This window comes from Methylobacterium variabile, from assembly GCF_001043975.1.
GTDB lineage: Bacteria > Pseudomonadota > Alphaproteobacteria > Rhizobiales > Beijerinckiaceae > Methylobacterium > Methylobacterium variabile.
Map to the genome: position 1 here is coordinate 1 of NZ_LABY01000089.1, position 21,395 is coordinate 21,395.

Consider the following 21,395-nt stretch of genomic DNA (forward strand, 5'->3'; position numbering starts at 1 on the left):
GTGTGCCAGCTGCCGGAAGGCACCGAGATGGTGATGCCGGGCGACAACGTGACGATGGACGTCACCCTGATCGTGCCCGTCGCCATGGAGGAGAAGCTGCGCTTCGCCATCCGCGAGGGCGGCCGCACCGTCGGAGCCGGCGTCGTCGCCTCCATCACCGAGTAAGCGTCCCGGCGCTTCCACGAGCGGACAGGTGACGGGGCGGGCCTCGTGCCCGCCCCATCCCGTCGCGAGGTAGACATCACATGAACGGCCAGAACATCCGCATTCGCCTCAAGGCGTTCGATCATCGCATCCTGGACTCGTCGACCCGCGAGATCGTCTCGACGGCGAAGCGCACCGGGGCCCAGGTGCGCGGGCCGATCCCGCTGCCCACCCGGATCGAGCGCTTCACCGTCAACCGCTCGCCCCACATCGACAAGAAGTCGCGCGAGCAGTTCGAGATGCGCACCCACAAGCGCGTGCTCGACATCGTCGATCCGACGCCCCAGACCGTGGACGCGCTGATGAAGCTCGACCTCGCCGCCGGCGTCGACGTGGAGATCAAGCTCTGAGGACCTGACGGTCCTTAGAGCTTCAGACAGGCCGCGCGGGGGAGAACCATGCGCTCAGGAGTCATCGCACAGAAGGTCGGCATGACCCGCGTCTTCACGGACGCCGGCGAGCATGTTCCGGTCACGGTGCTCAAGGTCGATCAGTGCCAGGTGGTGGCCCACCGCACGATCGAGAAGAACGGCTACGTCGCGCTCCAGGTGGGCGTCGGCAAGGCCAAGGTCAAGAACGTGTCCAAGGCCCAGCGCGGCCACTTCGCGGTCGCGAAGGTCGAGCCGAAGCGCAAGGTGGCCGAGTTCCGCGTCACCGAGGACGCGCTGATCCCGGTTGGCGCCGAGATCACGGCGGACCACTTCCTAGTCGGTCAGTTCGTCGACGTGACGGGCACGACCACCGGTAAGGGCTTCGCCGGCGGCATGAAGCGCTGGAACTTCGGCGGTCTGCGCGCCACCCACGGCGTGTCGATCTCGCACCGCTCGATCGGTTCGACCGGCGGCCGTCAGGACCCGGGCAAGACCTTCAAGAACAAGAAGATGCCGGGACACCTCGGCGTCGAGCGGGTCACGACCCAGAACCTGCGCGTCGTGCGCACCGACCCCGAGCGCGGCCTGATCCTGGTCCAGGGCTCGGTTCCGGGCGTTGATGGCGGCTGGATCCAGATCCGCGACGCCGTGAAGCGCAAGCTGCCGGCCGATGCCCCGATGCCGGGCAAGTTCCGCGAGCAGACCGCTGCTCCGTCGGAGACCCCCGCTGAGGCCCAGGTCGAGGCTCCCGCGGCTCCGGCCACCGAGGAGAACGCGTGATGAAGTTCGAGATCACCACGCTCGACGGCGCCGAGGCGGGCTCGGTCGAGCTCGACGAGGCCATCTTCGGCCTCGAGCCCCGCGCCGACCTGCTGCAGCGCTGCGTCCGCTGGCAGCTCGCCAAGCGCCAGGCTGGTACCCACCAGACCAAGCAGCGCGGCGAGATCGCCCGCACGACGAAGAAGCTCTACAAGCAGAAGGGCACCGGCAACGCCCGTCACGGCGCGGCCTCGGCTCCGCAGTTCCGTGGCGGCGCCCGCGCCCACGGCCCGGTCACCCGCTCGCACGCCCACGACCTGCCCAAGAAGGTCCGTGCGCTGGCGCTGCGGCACGCCCTCTCGGCCAAGGCCAAGAGCGCCGCGCTGATCGTCGTCGATGATGCGCGCCTCGAGGAGGGCAAGACCAAGGTGCTCGCCGAGCGCTTCGGCAAGCTGTCGCTCTCGAACGCGCTGATCATCGGCGGCGCCGAGCTCGACCAGAACTTCGCCCGTGCGGCCCGCAACCTGCCGCAGATCGACGTCCTGCCGGTGCAGGGCATCAACGTCTACGACATCCTGCGCCGCGAGAAGCTCGTGCTGACCCGCGCCGCCGTCGATGCGCTGGAGGCGCGATTCAAATGAGCGCTGATCCGCGCCACTACGACGTGATCGTCTCCCCGGTCATCACCGAGAAGGCGACGAACCTCTCGGAGCTCAACAAGGTTGTGTTCCGGGTGGCCCCGAAGGCGACGAAGCCGCAGATCAAGGAAGCGGTCGAGAAGCTGTTCGAGGTCAAGGTGAAGAGCGTCAACACGCTCGTCACCAAGGGCAAGAGCAAGATTTTCCGCGGTCAGCGCGGCCAGCGTTCGGACGTGAAGAAGGCGATCGTCACCCTCGAAGAGGGCCAGACCATCGACGTCACGACCGGGCTCTGAGGGGAACGGCGTAAGGGAACAAGCCAATGGCTTTGAAGACATTCAAGCCGGTCACGCCGAGCCTTCGCCAGCTCGTGATCGTCGACCGTTCGGAGCTCTACAAGGGCAAGCCGGTCAAGTCGCTGACGGTGGGCAAGTCGTCCACCGGCGGCCGCAACAACCTCGGCCGCATCACCGTCCGCTTCCGCGGCGGTGGTCACAAGCGCACGCTGCGCAACGTCGACTTCAAGCGGCGTGAGCACGCCGGCAAGGTCGGCACCGTGGAGCGGATCGAGTACGATCCGAACCGCACCGCCTTCATCGCCCTCGTGACCTACGAGGGCGGGGCCCAGAGCTACATCCTGGCGCCCCAGCGGGTGAAGGCCGGCGACAAGGTGGTGTCGGGCGAGCAGGTCGACATCAAGCCCGGCAACGCCATGCCGCTCGGCAACATGCCGGTCGGCACGATCGTGCACAACGTCGAGCTGAAGATCGGCAAGGGCGGGGCGATCGCCCGGTCCGCGGGCAACTACGCCCAGATCGTCGGCCGCGACCAGGGCTACGTCACGCTGCGCCTGAACTCGGGCGAGCAGCGCCTGGTGCACGGCCAGTGCTACGCCACGGTGGGCGCGGTCTCGAACCCCGACCACATGAACATCTCGCTCGGCAAGGCGGGCCGCAATCGCTGGCTCGGCAAGCGCCCGCACAACCGCGGCGTCGCGATGAACCCGATCGACCACCCGCACGGCGGCGGCGAGGGTCGCACCTCGGGCGGTCGTCATCCGGTCACGCCGTGGGGTATCCCCACGAAGGGCAAGAAGACCCGCTCGAACAAGCGCACCGACACGTTCATCGTGTCGAGCCGCCACAACCGCAAGAAGTAAGGGCTTCGTCCCATGGCACGTTCAATCTGGAAGGGGCCGTTCGTCGACGGCTACCTCCTCAAGAAGGCGGACGCCGCGCGCGGCGCGAGCCGCAACGAGGTGATCAAGATCTGGAGCCGTCGCTCCACGATCCTTCCGCATTTCGTTGGTCTGACCTTCGGGGTCTACAACGGGCAGAAGCACATTCCGGTCTACGTTTCCGAGGAGATGGTCGGTCACAAGTTCGGCGAGTTCTCGCCGACCCGCACCTTCCACGGTCACGCGGCCGACAAGAAGGCGAAGAGGCGCTGAGATGGGCAAGGCAGCAGCACCCCGCGCGCTCCCCCAGAACGAGGCGAAGGCCGTCGCGCGCATGCTGCGCGTCAGCCCGCAGAAGCTGAACCTGGTGGCGCAGCTGATCCGCGGCAAGAAGGTCTCGACCGCGCTGGCGGACCTTCAGTTCTCGCGCAAGCGGATCGCCGTCGACGTCAAGAAGTGCCTCGAGAGCGCGATCGCGAACGCCGAGAACAACCACGACCTCGACGTGGACGATCTCGTCGTGAAGGAGGCCTACGTCGGCAAGGCGCTGGTTCTCAAGCGCTTCCATGCCCGCGCCCGCGGCCGTGGCGCCCGCATCCTGAAGCCGTTCGCGAACCTCACCATCGTGGTGCGCGAAGTCCCGGCCGAGGCGGCCTGAGGAGGAATCGATGGGACAGAAAGTCAACCCGATCGGTCTCCGGCTCGGCATCAACCGGACCTGGGACTCGCGCTGGTACGCCAACAAGGGCGAGTACGCTCGCCTGATGCATGAGGACGTGGCGATCCGCAAAGCGCTGCTCAAGCAGCTCAAGCAGGCCGCCGTGTCCAAGATCGTCATCGAGCGCCCGCACAAGAAGTGCCGCGTCACCATCCACTCGGGCCGTCCGGGCGTGGTGATCGGCAAGAAGGGCGCGGACATCGAGAAGCTGCGCAAGCTCGTCAACTCGATGACCAAGGCCGACGTGACGATCAACATCGTCGAGGTGCGCAAGCCCGAGATCGACGCCACCCTGGTGGCCGACTCGATCGCCCAGCAGCTCGAGCGCCGCGTCGCCTTCCGTCGCGCCATGAAGCGCGCCGTGCAGTCGGCGATGCGTCTCGGCGCCGAGGGCATCCGCATCAACTGCTCCGGCCGCCTCGGCGGCGCCGAGATCGCCCGGCTCGAGTGGTACCGCGAGGGCCGCGTGCCCCTGCACACCCTGCGCGCCGACGTCGATTACGGCACGGCCACGGCGTTCACCACCTACGGGACCTGCGGCATCAAGGTGTGGGTGTTCAAGGGCGAGATCCTCGAGCACGACCCGATGGCCCAGGACAAGCGCGCGCACGAGGAAGGCGGCCGTTCCGGCGGGCGTCGTGACCGCGAGCGCGGCGAGCGCGGCGGACGGGACGCGGCCTGAGGGCCGCGCTTCCCCCGCCCTTCAGTTTTGAGAGGCTGCCATGCTGCAACCCAAGAAGACGAAGTTCCGCAAGCAGTTCAAGGGCCGCATCCACGGCGCCGCGAAGGGCGGGACCGACCTGAACTTCGGCTCCTACGGCCTGAAGGCCATGGAGCCGGAGCGGATCACCGCGCGCCAGATCGAGGCGGCCCGCCGCGCGATCACCCGCGAGATGAAGCGTCAGGGCCGGGTCTGGATCCGGATCTTCCCCGACGTCCCCGTGACCCAGAAGCCGACCGAGGTCCGCATGGGCTCCGGCAAGGGCTCGCCCGAGTACTGGGCCGCCCGCGTGCATCCGGGCCGCATCATGTTCGAGATCGACGGCGTGGCCGAGGACATCGCCCGCGAGGCGCTGCGCCTGGGTGCCGCCAAGCTGCCGGTCCGCACGCGCTTCATCCAGCGCATCGCCGACTGAGGAGAGACTTCACCATGAAATCGAGCCAGAGGCTGTCTGACCTGCGCGCGCTGTCGCCGGATCAGCTCGGCGAAGAGCTCCTGAACCTGAAGAAGGAGCAGTTCAACCTGCGCTTCCAGCGGGCGACAGGTCAGCTCGAGAACGTCGCGCGGGTGCGCGAGGTGCGTCGCGACATCGCCCGCGTCCGCACCCTGCAGCGCCAGAAGACGCTGCAGGCAGCGCAGGGCTAAGGGAGTTCAGACCATGCCGAAGCGCGTGCTGCAGGGCGTCGTCGTCAGCGACAAGCAGGACAAGACCGTCGTCGTGAAGGTGGAGCGTCGCTTCACCCACCCGGTGATGAAGAAGACCATCCGTCGGTCGAAGAACTACCACGCCCACGACGAGAACAACGCGGCCAAGGTCGGCCAGACGGTGTTCATCGAGGAGTCGCGGCCCTACTCGAAGCTCAAGACCTGGAAGCTGGTCGAGGGCGAGGCCGTCGCGACCGCCGAGGCGTGAGACGGGGCACCTTTTGGTGCCCCTACGCCTTGTCAAGGGAGCCGAACCGGTGTAGACGGCCGGCCTCCACCGAAACATGAAGGGCGTGCGACGCGCCCGTCATCGCGTTCGTTGACCGCGCCAGCGCAGGCCGATGCGCTGCAGCGCGGTCTCTTTAATGGACGGGGACGCGAGATCCCCATCAGGCTGCCGTCCGCCGGGCAATCCTGCCCTGCGGAGACCTGCCTGAAACAAGGAAAGGGCGTTAGGCCGTGATCCAGATGCAGACGAATCTGGACGTCGCCGACAATTCCGGCGCACGTCGCGTGATGTGCATCAAGGTGCTCGGCGGTTCCAAGCGCAAGTACGCCGGCGTCGGCGACATCATCGTGGTGTCGGTGAAGGAGGCGATTCCGCGGGGCCGCGTGAAGAAGGGCGACGTCATGAAGGCGGTCGTCGTGCGCACCGCCAAGGACGTCCGGCGTCCCGACGGTTCGGTGATCCGCTTCGACCGCAACGCGGCCGTGCTGATCAACAACCAGAAGGAGCCGATCGGCACCCGCATCTTCGGGCCCGTGCCGCGCGAGCTGCGCGCCCGCAACCACATGAAGATCATCTCGCTGGCGCCGGAGGTGCTGTAATGGCTGCGAAGGTGAAGAAGGGCGACAAGGTCGTCGTCCTGACCGGCCGCGACAAGGGTCGCACCGGCGAGGTCATCCAGGTGATGCCGAAGGAAGATCGGGCCCTGGTGCGGGGGATCAACCTGGTCAAGCGCCACCAGCGCCAGACCCAGACCTCCGAGGGCGGGATCATCTCCAAGGAGGCGGCGATCCACCTGTCGAACCTGGCGGTCGCCGATCCCAAGGACGGCAAGCCCACCCGGGTCGGTTTTCGCATTCTGGAAGACGGGCGCAAGGTTCGCTTTGCGAAGCGCTCGGGAGATCTGATCGATGGCTGAGGCGCTGAAGGACGGCTACACGCCGCGGCTGAAGAAGCACTACGAGGAAGTGGTGCGTCCGAAGCTGATCGAGGAGTTCGGCTACACCAACCCGATGCAGGTGCCGACGATCGAGAAGATCGTCGTCAACATGGGCGTCGGCGAGTCGACCCAGGACTCCAAGAAGGCCTCCGTCGCCGCCGAGGATCTCGGCCTGATCGTCGGCCAGAAGCCGGTCATCACCCGGGCCCGCAAGGCGATCGCGACCTTCAAGGTTCGCGAGAACATGCCGATCGGCTGCAAGGTCACCCTGCGCAAGCAGCGGATGTACGAGTTCATGGACCGCCTGATCACCATCGCGCTGCCGCGCGTGCGTGACTTCCGCGGCCTGAACCCGAAGTCGTTCGACGGCCGCGGCAACTACGCCCTCGGGATCAAGGAGCACCTGGTGTTCCCCGAGATCAACTACGACAAGGCCCAGAACACCTGGGGCATGGACATCGTCGTGGCGACCACCGCCAAGACCGATGCCGAGGCCCGGGCGCTCCTGAAGCACTTCAACTTCCCGTTCCGGCAGTGAGGGCTCGCGCCCCCATACGCGGACACCGGAGAGCTTAAGCAATGGCTAAGACGAGCAAAATCGAGAAGAACAAGCAGCGGCGCGAGCTCGCCAAGCGCTACGCGCCGAAGCGCGAGGCGCTGCTGGCGACGGCGAACGACGAGTCGCTGTCGATGGAGGAGCGCTTCGAGGCGCGCCTCAAGCTGGCGGAGCTGCCCCGCAACGCCAACCCGACCCGCATCCGCAACCGCTGCGAGATGACCGGCCGTCCCCGGGCTTACTACCGCAAGCTCGGCATCTCCCGCGTCGCCCTGCGCGACCTGGGGTCCCGGGGCATGATCCCGGGCCTGGTCAAGTCCAGCTGGTAAGGGGAGGGCGCCACAGATGATCAACGATCCCGTGGGCGATATGCTCACCCGCATCCGCAACGGCCAGCAGCGTCGTCGCAATGTCGTGCAGACCCCCGGCTCCAAGCTGCGGGCGCGCGTCCTCGACGTGCTGAAGTCCGAGGGCTACATCCGCGACTACGCCACGACCGACTACGGCAACGGGCGCACCGAGTTCGCAATCGAGCTCAAGTACTTCGACGGACAGCCGGTGATCCGCTCGATCGAGCGCGTCTCCAAGCCGGGCCGCCGGGTCTACTCGTCGGTCGATACCCTGCCGCGCGTGGCCGACGGCCTGGGCATCACCATCGTCTCCACCCCTCAGGGCGTCATGGCCGACCACGAGGCGCGCGAGCGCAACGTCGGCGGCGAGGTGCTCTGCAAGGTCTTCTGACCTTCAGACCCTGACAGCCGCATAGGAGAGACGAGCATGTCCCGCGTAGGCAAGAAGCCCGTGACCGTGCCGGCCGGCGTGACCGCCACCGTCGACGGCCAGAACGTGAAGATCAAGGGCCAGAAGGGCGAGCTGCAGTTCCGGGTGCCCGACCAGGTGTCGGTGACGCACGAGAACGGCGCCATCTCGGTCCAGCCGCGTTCGCAGACCAAGGAGGCCCGAGCGATGTGGGGCCTCTCCCGCGCCCAGGTGTCGAACCTGGTCGAGGGCGTGACCAAGGGCTACGAGAAGAAGCTCGAGATCAACGGCGTCGGCTACCGTGCCGCGGTCGCCGGCAAGGTCCTCAAGCTGTCGCTCGGCTACAGCCACGACATCGAGTACGCGATCCCGGAGGGGATCTCGATCGCCACCCCCCGGCCGGTCGAGATCATCGTCACCGGCATCGACAAGCAGCGCGTCGGCCAGGTCGCGGCGGAGATCCGCGAGTACCGCGGCCCCGAGCCCTACAAGGGCAAGGGCGTGAAGTACGCCGGCGAGTTCATCTTCCGCAAGGAAGGCAAGAAGAAGTAAGGGCCGCCGACGATGTCTCGCAAAATCGAACTGCTCGACCGGCGCCGGGCGCGCGTCCGGCGGGCGATCCGCAAGGCGGCCAACGGTCGTCCGCGGCTCTCGGTGTTCCGCTCCTCCAAGCAGATCTACGTCCAGGTCATCGACGACGCGACCGGCCATACCCTGGCCGCGGCCTCGAGCCTCGACAAGGACCTGCGTGCCCGCCTCAAGACCGGCGCCGACAAGGCCGCCGCGACCGAGGTCGGCAAGCTGGTGGCGGAGCGCGCGAAGGCGGCCGGGGTCACCCAGGTCATCTTCGACCGCTCGGGCTACCTCTATCACGGCCGGGTCAAGGCCCTGGCCGACGCGGCCCGCGAGGGTGGCCTGGACTTCTGATCCGGTTCCGGGAAGGGGAGGGCGCCCGCGGCGCCGCCCCGTCCCGGTCCACGGGTCGCACCTTTGTCCCAAGAGGCGAGGGGGCCGCGAGGCTCCCTCTCTCGTTCCGGCGGATCGAAACCCAGCGAGCGGGACCGCCGCCCGCGTCAGTCGAACGGACAATACACATGGCACGTGAGCGTGAGGGTCGTCGCCGCGACGACCGCGAGGAGCGCGACAGCGAGTTCGTGGACAAGCTCGTCCACATCAACCGCGTCGCCAAGGTGGTGAAGGGCGGCCGTCGCTTCGGCTTCGCGGCCCTCGTCGTCGTCGGCGACCAGAAGGGTCGCGTCGGTTTCGGCCACGGCAAGGCCCGTGAGGTTCCCGAAGCCATCCGCAAGGCCACCGAGGCGGCCAAGCGCGGCCTCGTCCGCGTGGCGCTCCGCGAGGGCCGCACCCTGCACCACGACGTCAACGGCCGTCACGGCGCCGGCAAGGTGATCCTGCGCGCCGCTCCGGCCGGCACCGGCATCATCGCCGGCGGCCCGATGCGCGCCGTCTTCGAGACGCTGGGCATGCAGGACGTGGTGGCGAAGTCGCTCGGCTCGTCGAACCCGTACAACCTCGTGCGCGCGACCTTCGACGCGCTCAAGAACGAGGATTCGCCCCGCTCGGTCGCGGCGCGCCGCGGTCTGAAGGTCTCGGCCCTGCAGGCCCGCCGCCGTGACGCCGATTCGGCCGCCTCGGCCGACTCCGCCGACGCGGCGTGAGGGGAGGCACTGAGATGGCTGACAAGACCGTCCGGGTGCAGCAGATCGGCTCGCCGATCCGCCGCGAGGCCAGCCAGCGTCAGACGCTGATCGGCCTGAAGCTGAACAAGATGCACCGCATCGCGGTCCTGCCCGACACCCCGTCGGTGCGCGGCATGATCGCCAAGGTGCATCACCTCGTGCGCGTTCTCGACGACGCGGCGTGAGGAGGGCACGATGAAGCTCAACGAAATCCGTGACAACGAAGGCGCAACCAAGAAGCGGATGCGCGTCGGCCGGGGCATCGGCTCCGGCAAGGGCAAGACCGCCGGCCGCGGCGTGAAGGGCCAGAAGGCGCGCTCCGGCGTCGCCATCAAGGGCTTCGAGGGCGGCCAGATGCCGCTCCACCGCCGCCTGCCGAAGCGCGGGTTCAACAACCCGGGCGCCATCCACCTCAACGAGGTGAATGTCGGCCGCATCCAGCAGGCGATCGACGCCGGCAAGCTGGACGCCTCGGCTCCCGTCACCCTCGAGGCGCTGATCGCCGCCGGCGTGGTCTCCAAGGCCCGCGACGGCGTGAAGATCCTCGGCGTCGGCGAGCTGACCGCCAAGCTGACCGTCCAGGTCTCGCGCGCGTCGAAGTCGGCCGTCGAGGCGATCGAGAAGGCCGGCGGCTCGGTGACCCAGTCCCTCGCCACCGCCGACGACGCGGTTGCGTCGGCCTGAGGCACACTTTAAGTCACCGAGGATCGGCGGCGGCCCGTGCGAGCAGCGCGAGGCCGCCGCCCGTGTTTTGGGGGGCACCCGACTGCCCCAGCCCGCGACCGCCGCGGACCCGACCCCAAGGACCACACCCCATGGCCTCTGCAGCCGAGCAGCTCGCCGCCAACCTCAACTTCGGCGCCATCGCCAAGGCCGAAGAGCTCAAGAAGCGGATCTGGTTCACCCTGGGCGCCCTGATCGTCTACCGGCTCGGGACCTACATCCCGCTGCCCGGCATCGATCCCGACGCCTTGCGCCAGAGCTTCGCCAACGCGCAAGGCGGCGTGCTCGGCCTGTTCAACATGTTCTCCGGCGGTGCCGTCGAGCGCATGGCGATCTTCGCGCTCAACATCATGCCGTACATCTCGGCATCGATCATCGTGCAGCTGCTCACCTCGGTGGTGCCGTCGCTCGAGGCGCTGAAGAAGGAGGGCGAGTCGGGCCGCAAGGTCCTCAACCAGTACACCCGCTACCTCACAGTGGTCCTGGCGATCTTCCAGGCCTGGGGCATCGCGGTGGGCCTCCAGAGCTCCGGCGGCATCGTGCAGGATCCAGGACCCTTCTTCCTGGTCTCGACCGTCATCACGCTCACCGGCGGCACCCTGTTCCTGATGTGGATCGGCGAGCAGATCACGTCGCGCGGCATCGGCAACGGCTCGTCCCTCATCATCTTCGCCGGCATCGTCGCGCACCTGCCCTCGGCCATCGCCGGCACTCTCGAGCTCGGCCGCCAGGGTGCCCTCTCGACCGTGGTGATCCTCGGCGTCGTGGTGATGGCGGCCGCGGTCGTCTACTTCATCGTGTTCATGGAGCGCGCCCAGCGCCGGCTCCTGATCAACTACCCCAAGCGCCAGGTCGGCAACCGCATGTACGAGGGCCAGACCTCGTTCCTGCCGCTGAAGCTCAACACCTCGGGCGTGATCCCGCCGATCTTCGCCTCCTCGCTGCTGCTGCTCCCGGCCACGGCGGCGAGCTTTCAGACCGACCCGAACGGCACCGGCATCATCGCCACCATGGCGACCTATCTCGGGCACGGCCGGCCGCTCTACATGGTACTGTACGCGGCGCTGATCATCTTCTTCGCCTTCTTCTACACCGCGGTGGTGTTCAACCCGCAGGAGACGGCGGACAACCTGAAGAAGCATGGCGGCTTCATCCCGGGCATCCGGCCGGGCGAGCGTACGGCGGAGTTCATCGACAAGGTGCTGTCGCGCATCACGGTGATCGGCGCCGCCTACCTGACCCTGATCTGCCTGATCCCGGAGATCCTGGTCTCCTACGCCTCGCTGCCGTTCTACTTCGGCGGCACCTCGCTGCTGATCGTGGTCTCGGTGACGATGGACACGGTGGCGCAGGTCCACGGCCACCTGCTCGCCCATCAGTACGAGGGGCTGGTGAAGAAGGCGAAGCTGCGCGGCGCCCGCCGCCGCTGACGGATGCCGCGACGCGAGACCGGCCGGGCCGATGCAACCGGCCGGGCTCCCTTGCGCCGGGCCGCCGGCCTGGCGCATGGTCGGGTTGGCGCATGGTCGGATTTCGGCCCGACCGGGTCCCGGGCTAGAACAAGCAGACAGGCCGCGCCCCGGGAGGACGGATCCCGTGCGGGACGCGGTGGAGGGGAGAGACAGGTTATGCGGATCATTCTGCTCGGCCCGCCCGGCGCCGGGAAGGGCACGCAGTCGGCCCGGATCGTCGAGCGGTTCGGGATCCCGCAGCTCTCGACCGGCGACATGCTGCGCGCCGCGGTGGCGGCCGGCACCCCGGTCGGCCTCAAGGCCAAGGCCCTGATGGAGAGCGGCGCCCTGGTGTCCGACGACATCGTGATCGGCATCGTCGCCGACCGGATCGAGGAGGCCGACGCCCGCAGCGGCTTCATCCTCGACGGCTTCCCGCGCACGGTGGCGCAGGCCGTCGCTCTCGAGACGATGCTGGCCGAGAAGGGCCTGCGCCTCGACGCGGTGATCGAGTTCAAGGTCGACGAGGAGGCGCTCGTCGGGCGCATCGGCAAGCGCGCCGCCGAGACCCAGGCCCGCGGCGAGCCGGTGCGCAAGGACGACACGCCGGAGGTGTTCAAGACCCGGCTCGAGGCCTACCGCGGCCAGACAGCGCCGCTCTCGGCGCATTATGCCGGTACCGGCCTGCTGCGCCAAGTCGACGGCATGGCGCCGATCGACGAGGTGACGAAGCAGCTTGAGACGCTGCTCGCTCCCTACCAGGCGGTGTCCGCCTGACGTGAAAGTCCGTTGACAACCCGGCGCGTCCGCGCTAGTGGGCGCTCCTTCGTTCAGACTCGGACGGCCCGGCGTGCCTCTGTGGAGGCCGCTCCGGGCCGATTTGCCGTCGGGACGGCGCGCAGGGGCCGGGCTCCACCGGACGCGCGTGAGACCAGAACAGCCGTCCGGGCGTCACGCCGCGGACGCGATGGAGAGCAGGACACCATGGCCCGTATCGCCGGCGTCAACATCCCGACCAACAAGCGCGTCGTCATCGCGCTGCAGTACATCCACGGCATCGGCGCCAAGAAGGCCGAGGAGATCGTCGGGAAGGTCGGCATCCCGGCCGAGCGCCGCGTGAACCAGCTCACCGACGCCGAGGTGCTGCAGATCCGCGAGACGATCGACCGCGACTACATCGTCGAGGGCGACCTGCGCCGCGAAGTCGCGATGAACATCAAGCGGCTGATGGACCTCGGCTGCTACCGCGGCCTGCGCCACCGCCGCAACCTGCCGGTCCGCGGCCAGCGCACCCACACCAACGCCCGCACCCGCAAGGGCAAGGCGAAGCCGATCGCCGGCAAGAAGAAGTAAGCCGCGGTCGCGTGAGATCGGCGGACTTGTGCCTCCCGGCGCCGGCTCCGCCCCACACCGGCGACGCGCGAGCGCCGCCTTCGTTACCCGCAAGAGACGTCCCGAGCGCCTGGCACCACGGGCGCGCCTGAAGGATCGAAAGACAGTATGGCCAAGGAAGCAACCCGCGTCCGTCGTCGCGAACGCAAGAACATCGTGTCGGGCGTCGCCCACGTGAACGCCTCGTTCAACAACACGATGATCACCATCACGGACGCCCAGGGCAACACGATCTCGTGGTCGTCGGCCGGCGCCATGGGCTTCAAGGGCTCCCGCAAGTCGACCCCCTACGCCGCCCAGGTCGCGGCCGAGGATGCCGGCCGCAAGGCCGCCGAGCACGGCATGCGCACCCTCGAGGTCGAGGTCTCGGGCCCCGGCTCGGGCCGCGAGTCGGCCCTGCGCGCGCTCCAGGCGGCGGGCTTCACGGTGACGTCGATCCGCGACGTGACCCCGATCCCGCACAACGGCTGCCGCCCGCGCAAGCGCCGCCGCGTCTGATCGTCCCCGGTGCCGGGGGGCTTCTCGAAGCTCCCCGGGCCGTCTGCGAAGAGGATCGCGTGTCGACTCCGCCCAAAGCCGCCATCGCCCGGCCCGGCGTCCTGTCCTGGACGCTGGGCGATCGCGTTGTGGTCCCGCTCAGCGACGGCCACCTCGTGGCGTCGCTCGGGCTGGTGCAGGGCCTCCCCGCCGACGAGGCCGCCCGCCTGCAGGCGGATGGGTTCCGGGGCGTCGAGGCCCCGCGGATCAGCGTCAACGCCTTCCTGATCCTCGGCGGCGCAGACCCGGTCCTGGTCGATGCCGGCATGGGCGCGGGCGGGCCCGATACCCTCGGGCACCTGCCCAAGGCGCTTCAGGCCTGCGGCCTCGCGCCCGCCGACATCGGCACCGTGCTGGTGACCCACCTGCATTCCGACCATGTCGGTGGGCTCGTCGGGCCGGACGGCGCCGCGGCGGTCTATCCGAATGCCGAGGTGGTGATCCCGGAGGCGGAGGCCGCCTACTGGCTCGCCGACGGGGCGGAAGTGCGCGCGCCGGAGGGCGCCAGGGCGGGGTTTCGCCGGGCGCACGCGCTCGTCGCGGCCTACGGCGACCGGATCCGCCGAGCCGGCGAGGGCGAGGTGCTGCCAGGGATCGATGCGGTCCTGGCGCCCGGCCACACCCCCGGCCACACCGCCTACCGGGTCCGGTCCGGCGATCGGCCGCTGCTGATCTGGGGCGACGTGGTCCATTACCCGGCGATCCAGTTCGCCCGGCCCGAGGCGGGAGTCGCCTTCGACGTCGACGGCGCGATGGCCGCAGCAACGCGCAAGCGCATCCTCGATCAGGCAGCGGCGGACCGCCTCCTGGTCGCCGGGATGCATCTCGATTTTCCGGCCCTCGGCTACGTGCGGCGCGATCGTGCCGGCTTCGCCTGGGTCCCGGAGCAGTGGAGCGCGGCGTCCTGACCGCCCCTGCTTCGAACGCGTGAGAGATCAGGACGGCGGTGTCTCCCGGGCGCGGGAGGGACCGCGAGGGGAGGGCCTCCGGGCCGCCCCGGTGTAAGTTGGCGAGAGGTGCGAACGTGGTCATTCAGAAGAACTGGCAAGAGCTGATCAAGCCGAACAAGCTCGAGGTCACCCCGGGTCACGACCCGAAGCGGATCGCCACCGTGGTGGCCGAGCCGCTCGAGCGCGGCTTCGGCACCACCCTCGGCAACGCCCTGCGCCGGGTGCTCCTCTCGTCGCTCCAGGGCGCGGCCGTCACCTCGGTCCACATCGACGGCGTGCTGCACGAGTTCTCCTCGATCCCGGGCGTGCGCGAGGACGTCACCGACATCGTCCTCAACATCAAGACGATCGCGATCCGCTCCTCGAGCGACACGCCCAAGCGCATGACCCTGCGCAAGACCGGCCCGGGCCTGGTCACCGCGGGCGACATCGCCACGATCGGCGACGTGCAGATCCTCAACCCCGACCTGGTGCTCTGCACCCTGGACGACGGGGCCGAGATCCGCATGGAGTTCACGGTATCCGCCGGCAAGGGCTACGTCCCGGCCGAGCGCAACCGGCCCGAGGACGCGCCGATCGGCCTGATCCCGGTCGACGCCCTGTTCTCGCCGGTCACCAAGGTGTCCTACCGCATCGAGAACACCCGCGAGGGCCAGGATCTCGACAAGGACAAGCTGACCATGACGGTCGAGACCAACGGCGCGGTCTCGCCCGAGGATGCGCTCGCCTACGCCGCCCGCATCATCCAGGATCAGCTCCAGATCTTCGTGAACTTCGAGGAGCCCCGCAAGGAGGAGGCCGCGCCGCTGGCGCCGCAGCTGCCCTTCAACCCGGCGCTGCTCAAGAAGGTCGACGAGCTCGAGCTGTCGGTCCGCTCGGCCAACTGCCTCAAGAACGACAACATCGTCTACATCGGCGACCTCATCCAGAAGACCGAGGCCGAGATGCTGCGCACGCCGAACTTCGGCCGCAAGTCGCTCAACGAGATCAAGGAAGTGCTGGCCGCGATGGGCCTGCACCTCGGCATGGACGTGCCCGGCTGGCCGCCGGAGAACATCGAGGACCTCGCCAAGCGCTTCGAGGAGCACTACTGAGCCTCATCGGCGGCGCAAGGCGATCCTTGCGCCGCCACTCCCGGTGCGCCCGCGCGTGAGAGCGCACCGGGAGTGGCGGTAATCCGCGCTCACGAGAAAGGACGGCCGACCCGTGGCACGGCGGCCGAGAACCAAAGGAGACAGCCATGCGTCACGGATTCCGGGGTCGTCGCTTCAACCGCACGGTCGAGCATCGCAAGGCGATGTTCTCGAACATGTCGGTCGCGCTGATCAAGCACGAGCAGATCATCACCACCCTGCCGAAGGCCAAGGACCTGCGTCCGGTCGTCGAGAAGCTCATCACCCTCGGCAAGCGCGGCGACCTGCACGCCCGCCGCCAGGCGATCGCGGCGCTTCGCGGCGACGAGGTGACGGTGAAGAAGCTGTTCGACGTGCTCGGCCCCCGCTACCAGGGCCGCCCGGGCGGCTATTGCCGCATCATGAAGGCGGGCTTCCGCTACGGCGACAACGCCCCGATGGCGGTGATCGAGTTCGTCGATCGCGACGTCGACGCCCGCGGCAAGGATTCCGGCCCGACCCAGGCGGCTGCCGAGGACACCGCCTCGGCCTAAGGTCGAGCTCGATCCCGTTGCCCTTCAAGGCGGCCCGCGAGGGCCGCCTTTTCTTTTGCCGGGAACCTCATGGGCGAGACGAACGATCTCCCGGCGGCATCCGCCGCAAGCCAAGGGAGACCCGAGCCATGACCAAGCCCATGACCAAGCTGACCCTTCCGGCCCTCGCCGCCCTCGTCCTTGCCGGCAGCGGCACCGCCGCGCTCGCCGACAAGGTCGGGGCCGACTGGATGCCGATCGGCCAGGTGATCCAGAAGGTCGAGGCCGCCGGCTACACCATGATCTCCGAGATCGAGGCCGATGACGGCCACTGGGAGGGCGAGGGGATGAAGGACGGCAAGCCGATGAAGTTCCGGGCCGATCCGCGGACCGGCGCCATCCTGTCCGAGAAGCCGGGCAAATAGGCCGGGGCGAGAGAGGCCGCCGTCCGGAAAGGCCCTGGACCGGAGGCCGCCCGAGGCGCAAAGGAGGCATCGCTTACCCTGACCCAGCGATCGCGTCCAATGACCACCATTCCCGCCCTCGGCGACCTCCAGGCCCGCTACGCCGCCCTTCAGGAGCGCGGCCTCAAGCTCGACATGACCCGGGGCAAGCCCTCGCCCGAGCAGCTCGACCTGTCGGAGGGCTTGCTGACCCTGCCGGGCAACCGCGACCACCGCACCGAGAGCGGCGAGGATGCCCGCAACTACGGCGGCGTGCAGGGGCTCGCCGAGGTGCGGACCCTGTTCGCGCCCGTCCTCGGCGCTCCGCCGGAGCGGGTCGTCGTCGGCAACAATTCGAGCCTCGCGCTCATGCACGACTGCATCGCCTACGCGCTCCTCAAGGGCGCGCCCGGGTCTGCGCGGCCGTGGTCGAAGGAGGAGGAGATCCGCTTCCTCTGCCCGGTGCCGGGCTACGACCGCCACTTCGCCCTGTGCGAGACCTACGGCATCGGCATGGTCCCGGTGCCGATGCGCGACGACGGCCCGGACATGGACGTCGTCGAGGAGCAGGCGCGCGATCACCGGGTGAAGGGGATGTGGGCGGTGCCGCAATATTCGAACCCCGGCGGCGAGACCTATTCGGACGCCGTCGTCGAGCGTCTCGCCCGGATGGCGACCGGCGCGCCGGACTTCCGGCTGTTCTGGGACAATGCCTACGCGCTGCACCACCTGACCGAGCGTCGGCCATCCTTGCGCAACATCCTCGACGCCTGCGCCGAGGCCGGCCACCCGGACCGGGCGATCGTCTTCGCCTCGACCTCGAAGGTGACGCTGGCGGGCGCGGGGCTGGCGATGCTGGCCTCGTCGGAGGCGAACGTCCGCTGGTACCTTGCGAATGCCGGCAAGCGCAGCATCGGGCCGGACAAGCTCAACCAGCTGCGCCACGCCCGCTTCCTGCGCGACCAGGCCGGGCTCGACGCGCTGATGGACGGCCATCGCCGGCTGCTGGCGCCGAAGTTCCGGGCGGTGACCGAGACCTTGGGCCGCCACCTCGGCGGCACCGGCGTCGCGCGCTGGAGCGAGCCGGAGGGCGGCTACTTCATCCTGCTCGAAGTGCCGGAGGGCTGCGCCACCCGCGTGGTCAAGCTCGCCGCCGCCTGCGGCCTGGCGCTCACGCCGGCCGGCGCCACCCACCCCTACGGCCGCGACCCGCAGGACCGGCTGCTGCGCCTCGCCCCGTCCTATCCGAGCCTCGCCGAGGTCGAGGCGGCGGCGGAGGTCGTGGCGACCTGCGTGCTGCTGGCCGCAGTGGAGAGCCGCGAGAATGGAGGGAGCGGGCAGGTGGCGGCGTAGGAGGCTGCCTGCAGGGCCCGGTCGACTGGCCCCTGCCAGATCGATACCCGCTCCGTCATCCCGGGGCCGCGGCGCGGCCCCGGGATGACCAGGAGGGTGCCAGTTTTGTCTTCTGGTCGAGCAGGCTCTGAGCGTCGCGGCGTCGGGGGCGCGAGCGGCCACCCGTCTGGCGGATGGTCATCGCCCCCCATCAATGCATCGCCGCCCCGGCCGGTGCCACCGCGCCGGGCTCCGCCGGGACGTGGACCGGCGCCGGGCGGCGCCGGGAGAAGAGCAGGATCAGCACCGGCAGGATGATCAGGATCAGGACCGGCGCCAGGCTCATCCCGCCGACCACCACCAGCGCCAGCGGCTTCTGCACCTGCGAGCCGACGCCCGCCGAGAAGGCGGCCGGCAAGAGGCCGACGCCGGCGACGACGCAGGTCATCACCACCGGGCGCATCTGGGTGTAGCAGGTGCGCAGCATCGCCTCGGCCCGCTGCTCGCCGCGGGCGAGGAGCGCGTTGTAGTGGGTGAGCACGATGATGCCGTCCATCACGGCGATGCCCAGGAGGGCGATGAAGCCGATCGCCGCCGAGACGCTGAACGGCGTCTCGGTGACGGCGAGCGCCACGACGCCGCCGGCGGCGGCCATCGGGATCACGCTGAGCGCCAGCAGCGTGTCGACGACCGAGCCGAAATTGACGAACAGCAGCACCGCGATCAGCAGGATCGCGAGCGGCACCGTCACCGAGAGGCGGGCCAGCGCCCCCTGCATGTTGTTGAACTCGCCGACCAGCTCGAGCCGGTAGTCCGGCGGCAGGTTCACCTCCTGCGCGACGCGATCGCGGGCCTCGATGATGGTGCTGCCGAGGTCGCGGTCGCGCACGCTGAACTTCACAGGCAGGTAGCGCTCCTGGCCCTCGCGGTAGATGTAGGCGGGGCCCGACACCACCTCGACGTCGGCGACGGCGCTCAGGGGAATCTGGACGTTCACCCCGTTCTGGTTCTGGCCGGCGATGCGCAGGTTGCGGATGGCGCCGACGCTCTGGCGGTACTGCGAGGCCAGCCGCACGATGATCGGGTAGTGGCGCTCGCTGCCGGTGTCGTAGAGCTCGCCCGCGGCGTCGCCGCCGACCGCGGTGCGCACCGTGGTGTTGATGTCGCCGGGGGTCAGGCCGTAGCGGGCCGCCCGCACCCGATCGACGTTGATCTGGACCGTCGGCTGGCCGAGCGAGGTGAAGACGCCGAGGTCGGTGACGCCGGGCACGCGCTTGAGCACCGCCTCGACCTGGCGCGCCAGGTCGGTGAGCTTCTGCAGGTCGGGCCCGAACACCTTGAACGAGTTCTCGCCCTTGATGCCGGAGACCGCCTCGGCGACGTTGTCCTGCAGGTACTGCGACAGGTTGAACTCGACGCCCGGGAACTCGGTCCGCAGCCGTTCGAGCAGGGCCCCGGTCATCGCGTCCTTGGTCATGCCCTCGCGCCACTGCTCGGCGGGCTTGAGTGGCGCGAAGAACTCGCCGTTGAAGAAGCCGGCGGCGTCGGTGCCGTCGTCGGGCCGGCCGTGCTGGGAGACCACGCGCTCTACCTCCGGCACCTCGGCGATCACCCGCCGGATCCGGTTGACGTAGGTGTTGCCCTCCTCCAGCGAGATCGTCGCCGGCATGGTGGCGCGGATCCAGAGGTTGCCCTCCTCGAGCTTGGGGAGGAACTCGAGGCCGAGGTTGCGCCCCTCCATCGCCACGCCGAGGCCCAGCAGAGCGGCGAGGCCGAGCGTCAGGGTGCGGTGGCCGAGGGCCGCGCGGATCACCGGCCGGTAGAGCCGGTCGAGGGTCCGGACCAGGATCGTCTCGACCTCGCGGATGTGGTCCGGCAGCAGGTAGGCGGAGAGGACCGGCGTCACCGTGAAGGTGGCGATGAGGCCGCCGAGCAGCGCGTAGGCGTAGGTCTGGGCCATCGGCCCGAAGATGTTGCCCTCGACGCCCGAGAGCGTGAAGAGCGGCAGGAAGCCGGTGACGATGATGACCGCCGCGAAGACGATCGAGCGGCTGACGTCGGAGGAGGCGAGGGAGATCAGCCCGAGCTTGCGCGGCATGCCCTTGGTCCCGGCCAGCCCGTGCGGCAGGGGCGGGCCGTGGCCCGACAGCCGGCGGAAGATCGCCTCGACCATGATGACGGTGCCGTCGACGATCAGGCCGAAATCGAGGGCGCCGACCGAGAGCAGGTTGGCGGATTCGCCCCGCACCACCAGGATGATGACGGCGAAGAACAGCGCGAAGGGAATCGTCGCGACGACGATGAGCGCGCTGCGCAGGTTGCCGAGGAAGAGCCACTGCACCACGAGGATCAGGATGATCCCGACCAGCATGTTGTGCAGCACGGTGTGGGTGGTGACGGCGATGAGGTCGGCGCGGTCGTAGACCCGCTCGATGCGCACGCCGGGCGGCAGGATGCCGGCGGCCTCGATCCTGGCGACCTCGGCCTTCACCGCCTCGATCGAGGGCGTCGAGCGCTCGCCCCGGCGCATCAGCACGATGCCCTGGACGATGTCGTCGTCCTCGTTCATGCCGGCGATGCCCAGGCGCGGCTGGTGGCCGATCGTGATGGTGGCCACGTCCCTCACCAGCACCGGGGCGCCGCCGGACTGGGCGAGCACCGTCTCGCCGATGTCGTCGACGGAGCGGATCAGGCCGACGCCGCGCACCACCGCCGACTGGCTCCCCAAGGTGATGCGGTTGCCGCCGACGTTCAGGTTGCTGTCGTTGAGGGTCTTGACCACGCCCGAGAGGGTCAGGCCGTAGGCCATCAGCCGGTCGAGGTCGACGCCGATCTCGAAGGTCTTGGTCTTGCCGCCCCAGCCGATCACGTCGATGACGCCCGGCACGGCGCGGAAGCGCTTGCGCAGCACCCAGTCCTGCAGGGTCTTGAGGTCGAGGACGCTGTAGCCCTCGGGCGCGGTGAGCTTGTAGCGGAAGATCTCGCCGATCGGGCTCACCGGCGAGATCGTCGGCTTGGCGCCGTTCGGCAGCCCGTCGAGCTGGGCCAGGCGGTTGAGCACCTGCTGCTCGGCCTCGCGGTAGCTGTTGGCGAAGCCGAATTGCAGCTTCACGTCCGACAGGCCGTAGAGCGAGACGGTGCGGACCTGCTTCAGGTCGGGGAGCCCTGAGGTGATGACCTCGATCGGCACCGTGATGTAGCGCTCGATCTCCTCGCCCGAGAGGCCCGGCGCCTGGGTGATGACGTTCACCATCGGGGGCGTCGGGTCGGGATAGGCCTCGATGTTGAGGCTCTGGAAGGCCGCGAGCCCGCCGGCCATCAGGGCCACGAAGGCCAGGACGACGAGGGCGCGCTGACGGAGCGCGAGGCCGACGATGCCGCTCATGGCGGAGAATCCCGGAAGGCGTGATCGATGGGGCGGGGAGCGCGCGTCGGCGGAAGGCCGGGGCCG

The 21,395-nt window shown here is 69.1% G+C and carries 32 protein-coding genes; 31 read left to right on the top strand and 1 reads right to left on the bottom strand.

Features of this window, described 5'->3' with window-relative positions:
- The 31 genes from VQ02_RS35640 to VQ02_RS14165 form a co-directional block, all read left to right on the top strand.
- A partial coding sequence (locus VQ02_RS35640; protein WP_477450924.1) for an EF-Tu C-terminal domain-related protein occupies positions 1-165 on the top strand: 165 nt, incomplete at its 5' end.
- 80 nt (positions 166-245) lie between these two features.
- Positions 246-554: a 30S ribosomal protein S10 gene (rpsJ, locus tag VQ02_RS14020; RefSeq protein WP_012330343.1), complete on the top strand. Its 309-nt coding sequence runs from the start codon at positions 246-248 to the stop codon at positions 552-554.
- Between the two features lie 48 nt (positions 555-602).
- Positions 603-1,355 (top strand): 50S ribosomal protein L3, encoded by a 753-nt coding sequence (rplC, locus tag VQ02_RS14025; protein ID WP_048444825.1) that lies wholly within the window; start codon positions 603-605, stop codon positions 1,353-1,355.
- A complete protein-coding gene (gene rplD, locus VQ02_RS14030) occupies positions 1,355-1,975 on the top strand; it encodes a 50S ribosomal protein L4 (protein ID WP_048444826.1) in 621 nt (206 codons plus the stop codon). Before rplC ends, rplD begins: the two co-directional genes overlap by 1 nt.
- On the top strand, positions 1,972-2,268 hold the full coding sequence (locus tag VQ02_RS14035) for a 50S ribosomal protein L23 (RefSeq protein ID WP_048444827.1): 297 nt from the start codon (positions 1,972-1,974) through the stop codon (positions 2,266-2,268). The genes rplD and VQ02_RS14035 overlap by 4 nt, the downstream gene beginning before the upstream one ends.
- 26 nt (positions 2,269-2,294) lie before the next feature.
- Complete coding sequence (gene rplB, locus VQ02_RS14040) at positions 2,295-3,131, top strand: 50S ribosomal protein L2 (protein WP_048444828.1); 837 nt, start codon at positions 2,295-2,297, stop codon at positions 3,129-3,131.
- Between the two features lie 12 nt (positions 3,132-3,143).
- Positions 3,144-3,422, top strand: coding sequence for a 30S ribosomal protein S19 (gene rpsS, locus VQ02_RS14045; RefSeq protein ID WP_048444829.1), 279 nt, complete (start codon positions 3,144-3,146; stop codon positions 3,420-3,422).
- A 1-nt stretch (position 3,423) separates the two neighbouring features.
- On the top strand, positions 3,424-3,807 hold the full coding sequence (gene rplV / locus VQ02_RS14050) for a 50S ribosomal protein L22 (protein ID WP_048444830.1): 384 nt from the start codon (positions 3,424-3,426) through the stop codon (positions 3,805-3,807).
- Between the two features lie 10 nt (positions 3,808-3,817).
- Positions 3,818-4,549, top strand: a complete 732-nt coding sequence (rpsC, locus tag VQ02_RS14055) for a 30S ribosomal protein S3 (protein WP_048431917.1) — start codon at positions 3,818-3,820, stop codon at positions 4,547-4,549.
- Positions 4,550-4,589: 40 nt separating this feature from the next.
- Positions 4,590-5,003, top strand: coding sequence for a 50S ribosomal protein L16 (rplP, locus tag VQ02_RS14060; protein WP_048444831.1), 414 nt, complete (start codon positions 4,590-4,592; stop codon positions 5,001-5,003).
- Between the two features lie 14 nt (positions 5,004-5,017).
- A complete protein-coding gene (gene rpmC / locus VQ02_RS14065) occupies positions 5,018-5,233 on the top strand; it encodes a 50S ribosomal protein L29 (RefSeq protein WP_048444832.1) in 216 nt (71 codons plus the stop codon).
- A 13-nt stretch (positions 5,234-5,246) separates the two neighbouring features.
- The gene (gene rpsQ / locus VQ02_RS14070) at positions 5,247-5,501 is read left to right on the top strand and encodes a 30S ribosomal protein S17 (RefSeq protein ID WP_048444833.1); all 255 of its coding nucleotides are present in this window, start codon (positions 5,247-5,249) and stop codon (positions 5,499-5,501) included.
- A gap of 251 nt (positions 5,502-5,752) precedes the next feature.
- Positions 5,753-6,121: a 50S ribosomal protein L14 gene (gene rplN / locus VQ02_RS14075; protein WP_012330332.1), complete on the top strand. Its 369-nt coding sequence runs from the start codon at positions 5,753-5,755 to the stop codon at positions 6,119-6,121.
- Positions 6,121-6,438, top strand: coding sequence for a 50S ribosomal protein L24 (gene rplX / locus VQ02_RS14080; protein ID WP_048444834.1), 318 nt, complete (start codon positions 6,121-6,123; stop codon positions 6,436-6,438). The genes rplN and rplX overlap by 1 nt, the downstream gene beginning before the upstream one ends.
- Positions 6,431-6,997, top strand: a complete 567-nt coding sequence (rplE, locus tag VQ02_RS14085; RefSeq protein WP_048444835.1) for a 50S ribosomal protein L5 — start codon at positions 6,431-6,433, stop codon at positions 6,995-6,997. The genes rplX and rplE overlap by 8 nt, the downstream gene beginning before the upstream one ends.
- A 41-nt stretch (positions 6,998-7,038) precedes the next feature.
- A complete protein-coding gene (rpsN, locus tag VQ02_RS14090) occupies positions 7,039-7,344 on the top strand; it encodes a 30S ribosomal protein S14 (protein ID WP_048444836.1) in 306 nt (101 codons plus the stop codon).
- Positions 7,345-7,360: 16 nt separating this feature from the next.
- The gene (gene rpsH, locus VQ02_RS14095) at positions 7,361-7,756 is read left to right on the top strand and encodes a 30S ribosomal protein S8 (protein WP_048431921.1); all 396 of its coding nucleotides are present in this window, start codon (positions 7,361-7,363) and stop codon (positions 7,754-7,756) included.
- Positions 7,757-7,792: 36 nt separating this feature from the next.
- Positions 7,793-8,326, top strand: coding sequence for a 50S ribosomal protein L6 (gene rplF, locus VQ02_RS14100; protein ID WP_048444837.1), 534 nt, complete (start codon positions 7,793-7,795; stop codon positions 8,324-8,326).
- Positions 8,327-8,338: 12 nt separating this feature from the next.
- Positions 8,339-8,701, top strand: a complete 363-nt coding sequence (rplR, locus tag VQ02_RS14105) for a 50S ribosomal protein L18 (protein WP_048444838.1) — start codon at positions 8,339-8,341, stop codon at positions 8,699-8,701.
- A gap of 167 nt (positions 8,702-8,868) precedes the next feature.
- The gene (gene rpsE, locus VQ02_RS14110) at positions 8,869-9,450 is read left to right on the top strand and encodes a 30S ribosomal protein S5 (protein WP_048444839.1); all 582 of its coding nucleotides are present in this window, start codon (positions 8,869-8,871) and stop codon (positions 9,448-9,450) included.
- A gap of 14 nt (positions 9,451-9,464) precedes the next feature.
- Positions 9,465-9,656 carry a 50S ribosomal protein L30 gene (rpmD, locus tag VQ02_RS14115; RefSeq protein ID WP_048444840.1) on the top strand — a complete coding sequence of 64 codons (192 nt, stop codon included), beginning with the start codon at positions 9,465-9,467 and terminating at the stop codon, positions 9,654-9,656.
- Positions 9,657-9,666: 10 nt separating this feature from the next.
- Entirely contained in the window at positions 9,667-10,155 is a 489-nt protein-coding gene (gene rplO, locus VQ02_RS14120; RefSeq protein ID WP_048444841.1) for a 50S ribosomal protein L15, read from the top strand.
- 131 nt (positions 10,156-10,286) lie between these two features.
- Positions 10,287-11,624, top strand: coding sequence for a preprotein translocase subunit SecY (secY, locus tag VQ02_RS14125; RefSeq protein WP_048444842.1), 1,338 nt, complete (start codon positions 10,287-10,289; stop codon positions 11,622-11,624).
- Between the two features lie 198 nt (positions 11,625-11,822).
- The gene (locus VQ02_RS14130; RefSeq protein ID WP_048444843.1) at positions 11,823-12,422 is read left to right on the top strand and encodes an adenylate kinase; all 600 of its coding nucleotides are present in this window, start codon (positions 11,823-11,825) and stop codon (positions 12,420-12,422) included.
- 207 nt (positions 12,423-12,629) lie between these two features.
- Entirely contained in the window at positions 12,630-12,998 is a 369-nt protein-coding gene (gene rpsM / locus VQ02_RS14135) for a 30S ribosomal protein S13 (RefSeq protein ID WP_048444844.1), read from the top strand.
- A 147-nt stretch (positions 12,999-13,145) separates the two neighbouring features.
- Positions 13,146-13,535 carry a 30S ribosomal protein S11 gene (gene rpsK, locus VQ02_RS14140; RefSeq protein WP_015928609.1) on the top strand — a complete coding sequence of 130 codons (390 nt, stop codon included), beginning with the start codon at positions 13,146-13,148 and terminating at the stop codon, positions 13,533-13,535.
- 59 nt (positions 13,536-13,594) lie between these two features.
- Complete coding sequence (locus VQ02_RS14145) at positions 13,595-14,482, top strand: MBL fold metallo-hydrolase (RefSeq protein ID WP_245239733.1); 888 nt, start codon at positions 13,595-13,597, stop codon at positions 14,480-14,482.
- A gap of 98 nt (positions 14,483-14,580) precedes the next feature.
- Positions 14,581-15,618 carry a DNA-directed RNA polymerase subunit alpha gene (locus VQ02_RS14150; RefSeq protein ID WP_414468138.1) on the top strand — a complete coding sequence of 346 codons (1,038 nt, stop codon included), beginning with the start codon at positions 14,581-14,583 and terminating at the stop codon, positions 15,616-15,618.
- 146 nt (positions 15,619-15,764) lie between these two features.
- Positions 15,765-16,190, top strand: a complete 426-nt coding sequence (gene rplQ, locus VQ02_RS14155; RefSeq protein ID WP_048444845.1) for a 50S ribosomal protein L17 — start codon at positions 15,765-15,767, stop codon at positions 16,188-16,190.
- 128 nt (positions 16,191-16,318) lie between these two features.
- Positions 16,319-16,594, top strand: coding sequence for a PepSY domain-containing protein (locus VQ02_RS14160; RefSeq protein WP_425339901.1), 276 nt, complete (start codon positions 16,319-16,321; stop codon positions 16,592-16,594).
- 99 nt (positions 16,595-16,693) lie between these two features.
- Positions 16,694-17,965: an aspartate aminotransferase type Ic gene (locus VQ02_RS14165; protein WP_048444846.1), complete on the top strand. Its 1,272-nt coding sequence runs from the start codon at positions 16,694-16,696 to the stop codon at positions 17,963-17,965.
- 190 nt (positions 17,966-18,155) lie between these two features.
- Here VQ02_RS14165 and VQ02_RS14170 read toward each other — a convergent pair whose 3' ends face one another.
- The gene (locus tag VQ02_RS14170) at positions 18,156-21,329 is read right to left on the bottom strand and encodes an efflux RND transporter permease subunit (protein WP_048444847.1); all 3,174 of its coding nucleotides are present in this window, start codon (positions 21,327-21,329) and stop codon (positions 18,156-18,158) included.
- Positions 21,330-21,395: the final 66 nt, after the last annotated feature.

Bases quoted from the DNA above. Each gene is read 5' to 3' on its own strand.
- rpsJ (WP_012330343.1), top strand. From the start codon at position 246: ATGAACGGCCAGAACATCCGCATTCGCCTCAAGGCGTTCGATCATCGC.
- rplC (WP_048444825.1), top strand. From the start codon at position 603: ATGCGCTCAGGAGTCATCGCACAGAAGGTCGGCATGACCCGCGTCTTC.
- rplD (WP_048444826.1), top strand. From the start codon at position 1,355: ATGAAGTTCGAGATCACCACGCTCGACGGCGCCGAGGCGGGCTCGGTC.
- VQ02_RS14035 (WP_048444827.1), top strand. From the start codon at position 1,972: ATGAGCGCTGATCCGCGCCACTACGACGTGATCGTCTCCCCGGTCATC.
- rplB (WP_048444828.1), top strand. From the start codon at position 2,295: ATGGCTTTGAAGACATTCAAGCCGGTCACGCCGAGCCTTCGCCAGCTC.
- rpsS (WP_048444829.1), top strand. From the start codon at position 3,144: ATGGCACGTTCAATCTGGAAGGGGCCGTTCGTCGACGGCTACCTCCTC.
- rplV (WP_048444830.1), top strand. From the start codon at position 3,424: ATGGGCAAGGCAGCAGCACCCCGCGCGCTCCCCCAGAACGAGGCGAAG.
- rpsC (WP_048431917.1), top strand. From the start codon at position 3,818: ATGGGACAGAAAGTCAACCCGATCGGTCTCCGGCTCGGCATCAACCGG.
- rplP (WP_048444831.1), top strand. From the start codon at position 4,590: ATGCTGCAACCCAAGAAGACGAAGTTCCGCAAGCAGTTCAAGGGCCGC.
- rpmC (WP_048444832.1), top strand. From the start codon at position 5,018: ATGAAATCGAGCCAGAGGCTGTCTGACCTGCGCGCGCTGTCGCCGGAT.
- rpsQ (WP_048444833.1), top strand. From the start codon at position 5,247: ATGCCGAAGCGCGTGCTGCAGGGCGTCGTCGTCAGCGACAAGCAGGAC.
- rplX (WP_048444834.1), top strand. From the start codon at position 6,121: ATGGCTGCGAAGGTGAAGAAGGGCGACAAGGTCGTCGTCCTGACCGGC.
- rplE (WP_048444835.1), top strand. From the start codon at position 6,431: ATGGCTGAGGCGCTGAAGGACGGCTACACGCCGCGGCTGAAGAAGCAC.
- rpsN (WP_048444836.1), top strand. From the start codon at position 7,039: ATGGCTAAGACGAGCAAAATCGAGAAGAACAAGCAGCGGCGCGAGCTC.
- rpsH (WP_048431921.1), top strand. From the start codon at position 7,361: ATGATCAACGATCCCGTGGGCGATATGCTCACCCGCATCCGCAACGGC.
- rplF (WP_048444837.1), top strand. From the start codon at position 7,793: ATGTCCCGCGTAGGCAAGAAGCCCGTGACCGTGCCGGCCGGCGTGACC.
- rplR (WP_048444838.1), top strand. From the start codon at position 8,339: ATGTCTCGCAAAATCGAACTGCTCGACCGGCGCCGGGCGCGCGTCCGG.
- rpsE (WP_048444839.1), top strand. From the start codon at position 8,869: ATGGCACGTGAGCGTGAGGGTCGTCGCCGCGACGACCGCGAGGAGCGC.
- rpmD (WP_048444840.1), top strand. From the start codon at position 9,465: ATGGCTGACAAGACCGTCCGGGTGCAGCAGATCGGCTCGCCGATCCGC.
- rplO (WP_048444841.1), top strand. From the start codon at position 9,667: ATGAAGCTCAACGAAATCCGTGACAACGAAGGCGCAACCAAGAAGCGG.
- secY (WP_048444842.1), top strand. From the start codon at position 10,287: ATGGCCTCTGCAGCCGAGCAGCTCGCCGCCAACCTCAACTTCGGCGCC.
- VQ02_RS14130 (WP_048444843.1), top strand. From the start codon at position 11,823: ATGCGGATCATTCTGCTCGGCCCGCCCGGCGCCGGGAAGGGCACGCAG.
- rpsM (WP_048444844.1), top strand. From the start codon at position 12,630: ATGGCCCGTATCGCCGGCGTCAACATCCCGACCAACAAGCGCGTCGTC.
- rpsK (WP_015928609.1), top strand. From the start codon at position 13,146: ATGGCCAAGGAAGCAACCCGCGTCCGTCGTCGCGAACGCAAGAACATC.
- rplQ (WP_048444845.1), top strand. From the start codon at position 15,765: ATGCGTCACGGATTCCGGGGTCGTCGCTTCAACCGCACGGTCGAGCAT.
- VQ02_RS14160 (WP_425339901.1), top strand. From the start codon at position 16,319: ATGACCAAGCCCATGACCAAGCTGACCCTTCCGGCCCTCGCCGCCCTC.
- VQ02_RS14165 (WP_048444846.1), top strand. From the start codon at position 16,694: ATGACCACCATTCCCGCCCTCGGCGACCTCCAGGCCCGCTACGCCGCC.
- VQ02_RS14170 (WP_048444847.1), bottom strand. From the start codon at position 21,329: ATGAGCGGCATCGTCGGCCTCGCGCTCCGTCAGCGCGCCCTCGTCGTC.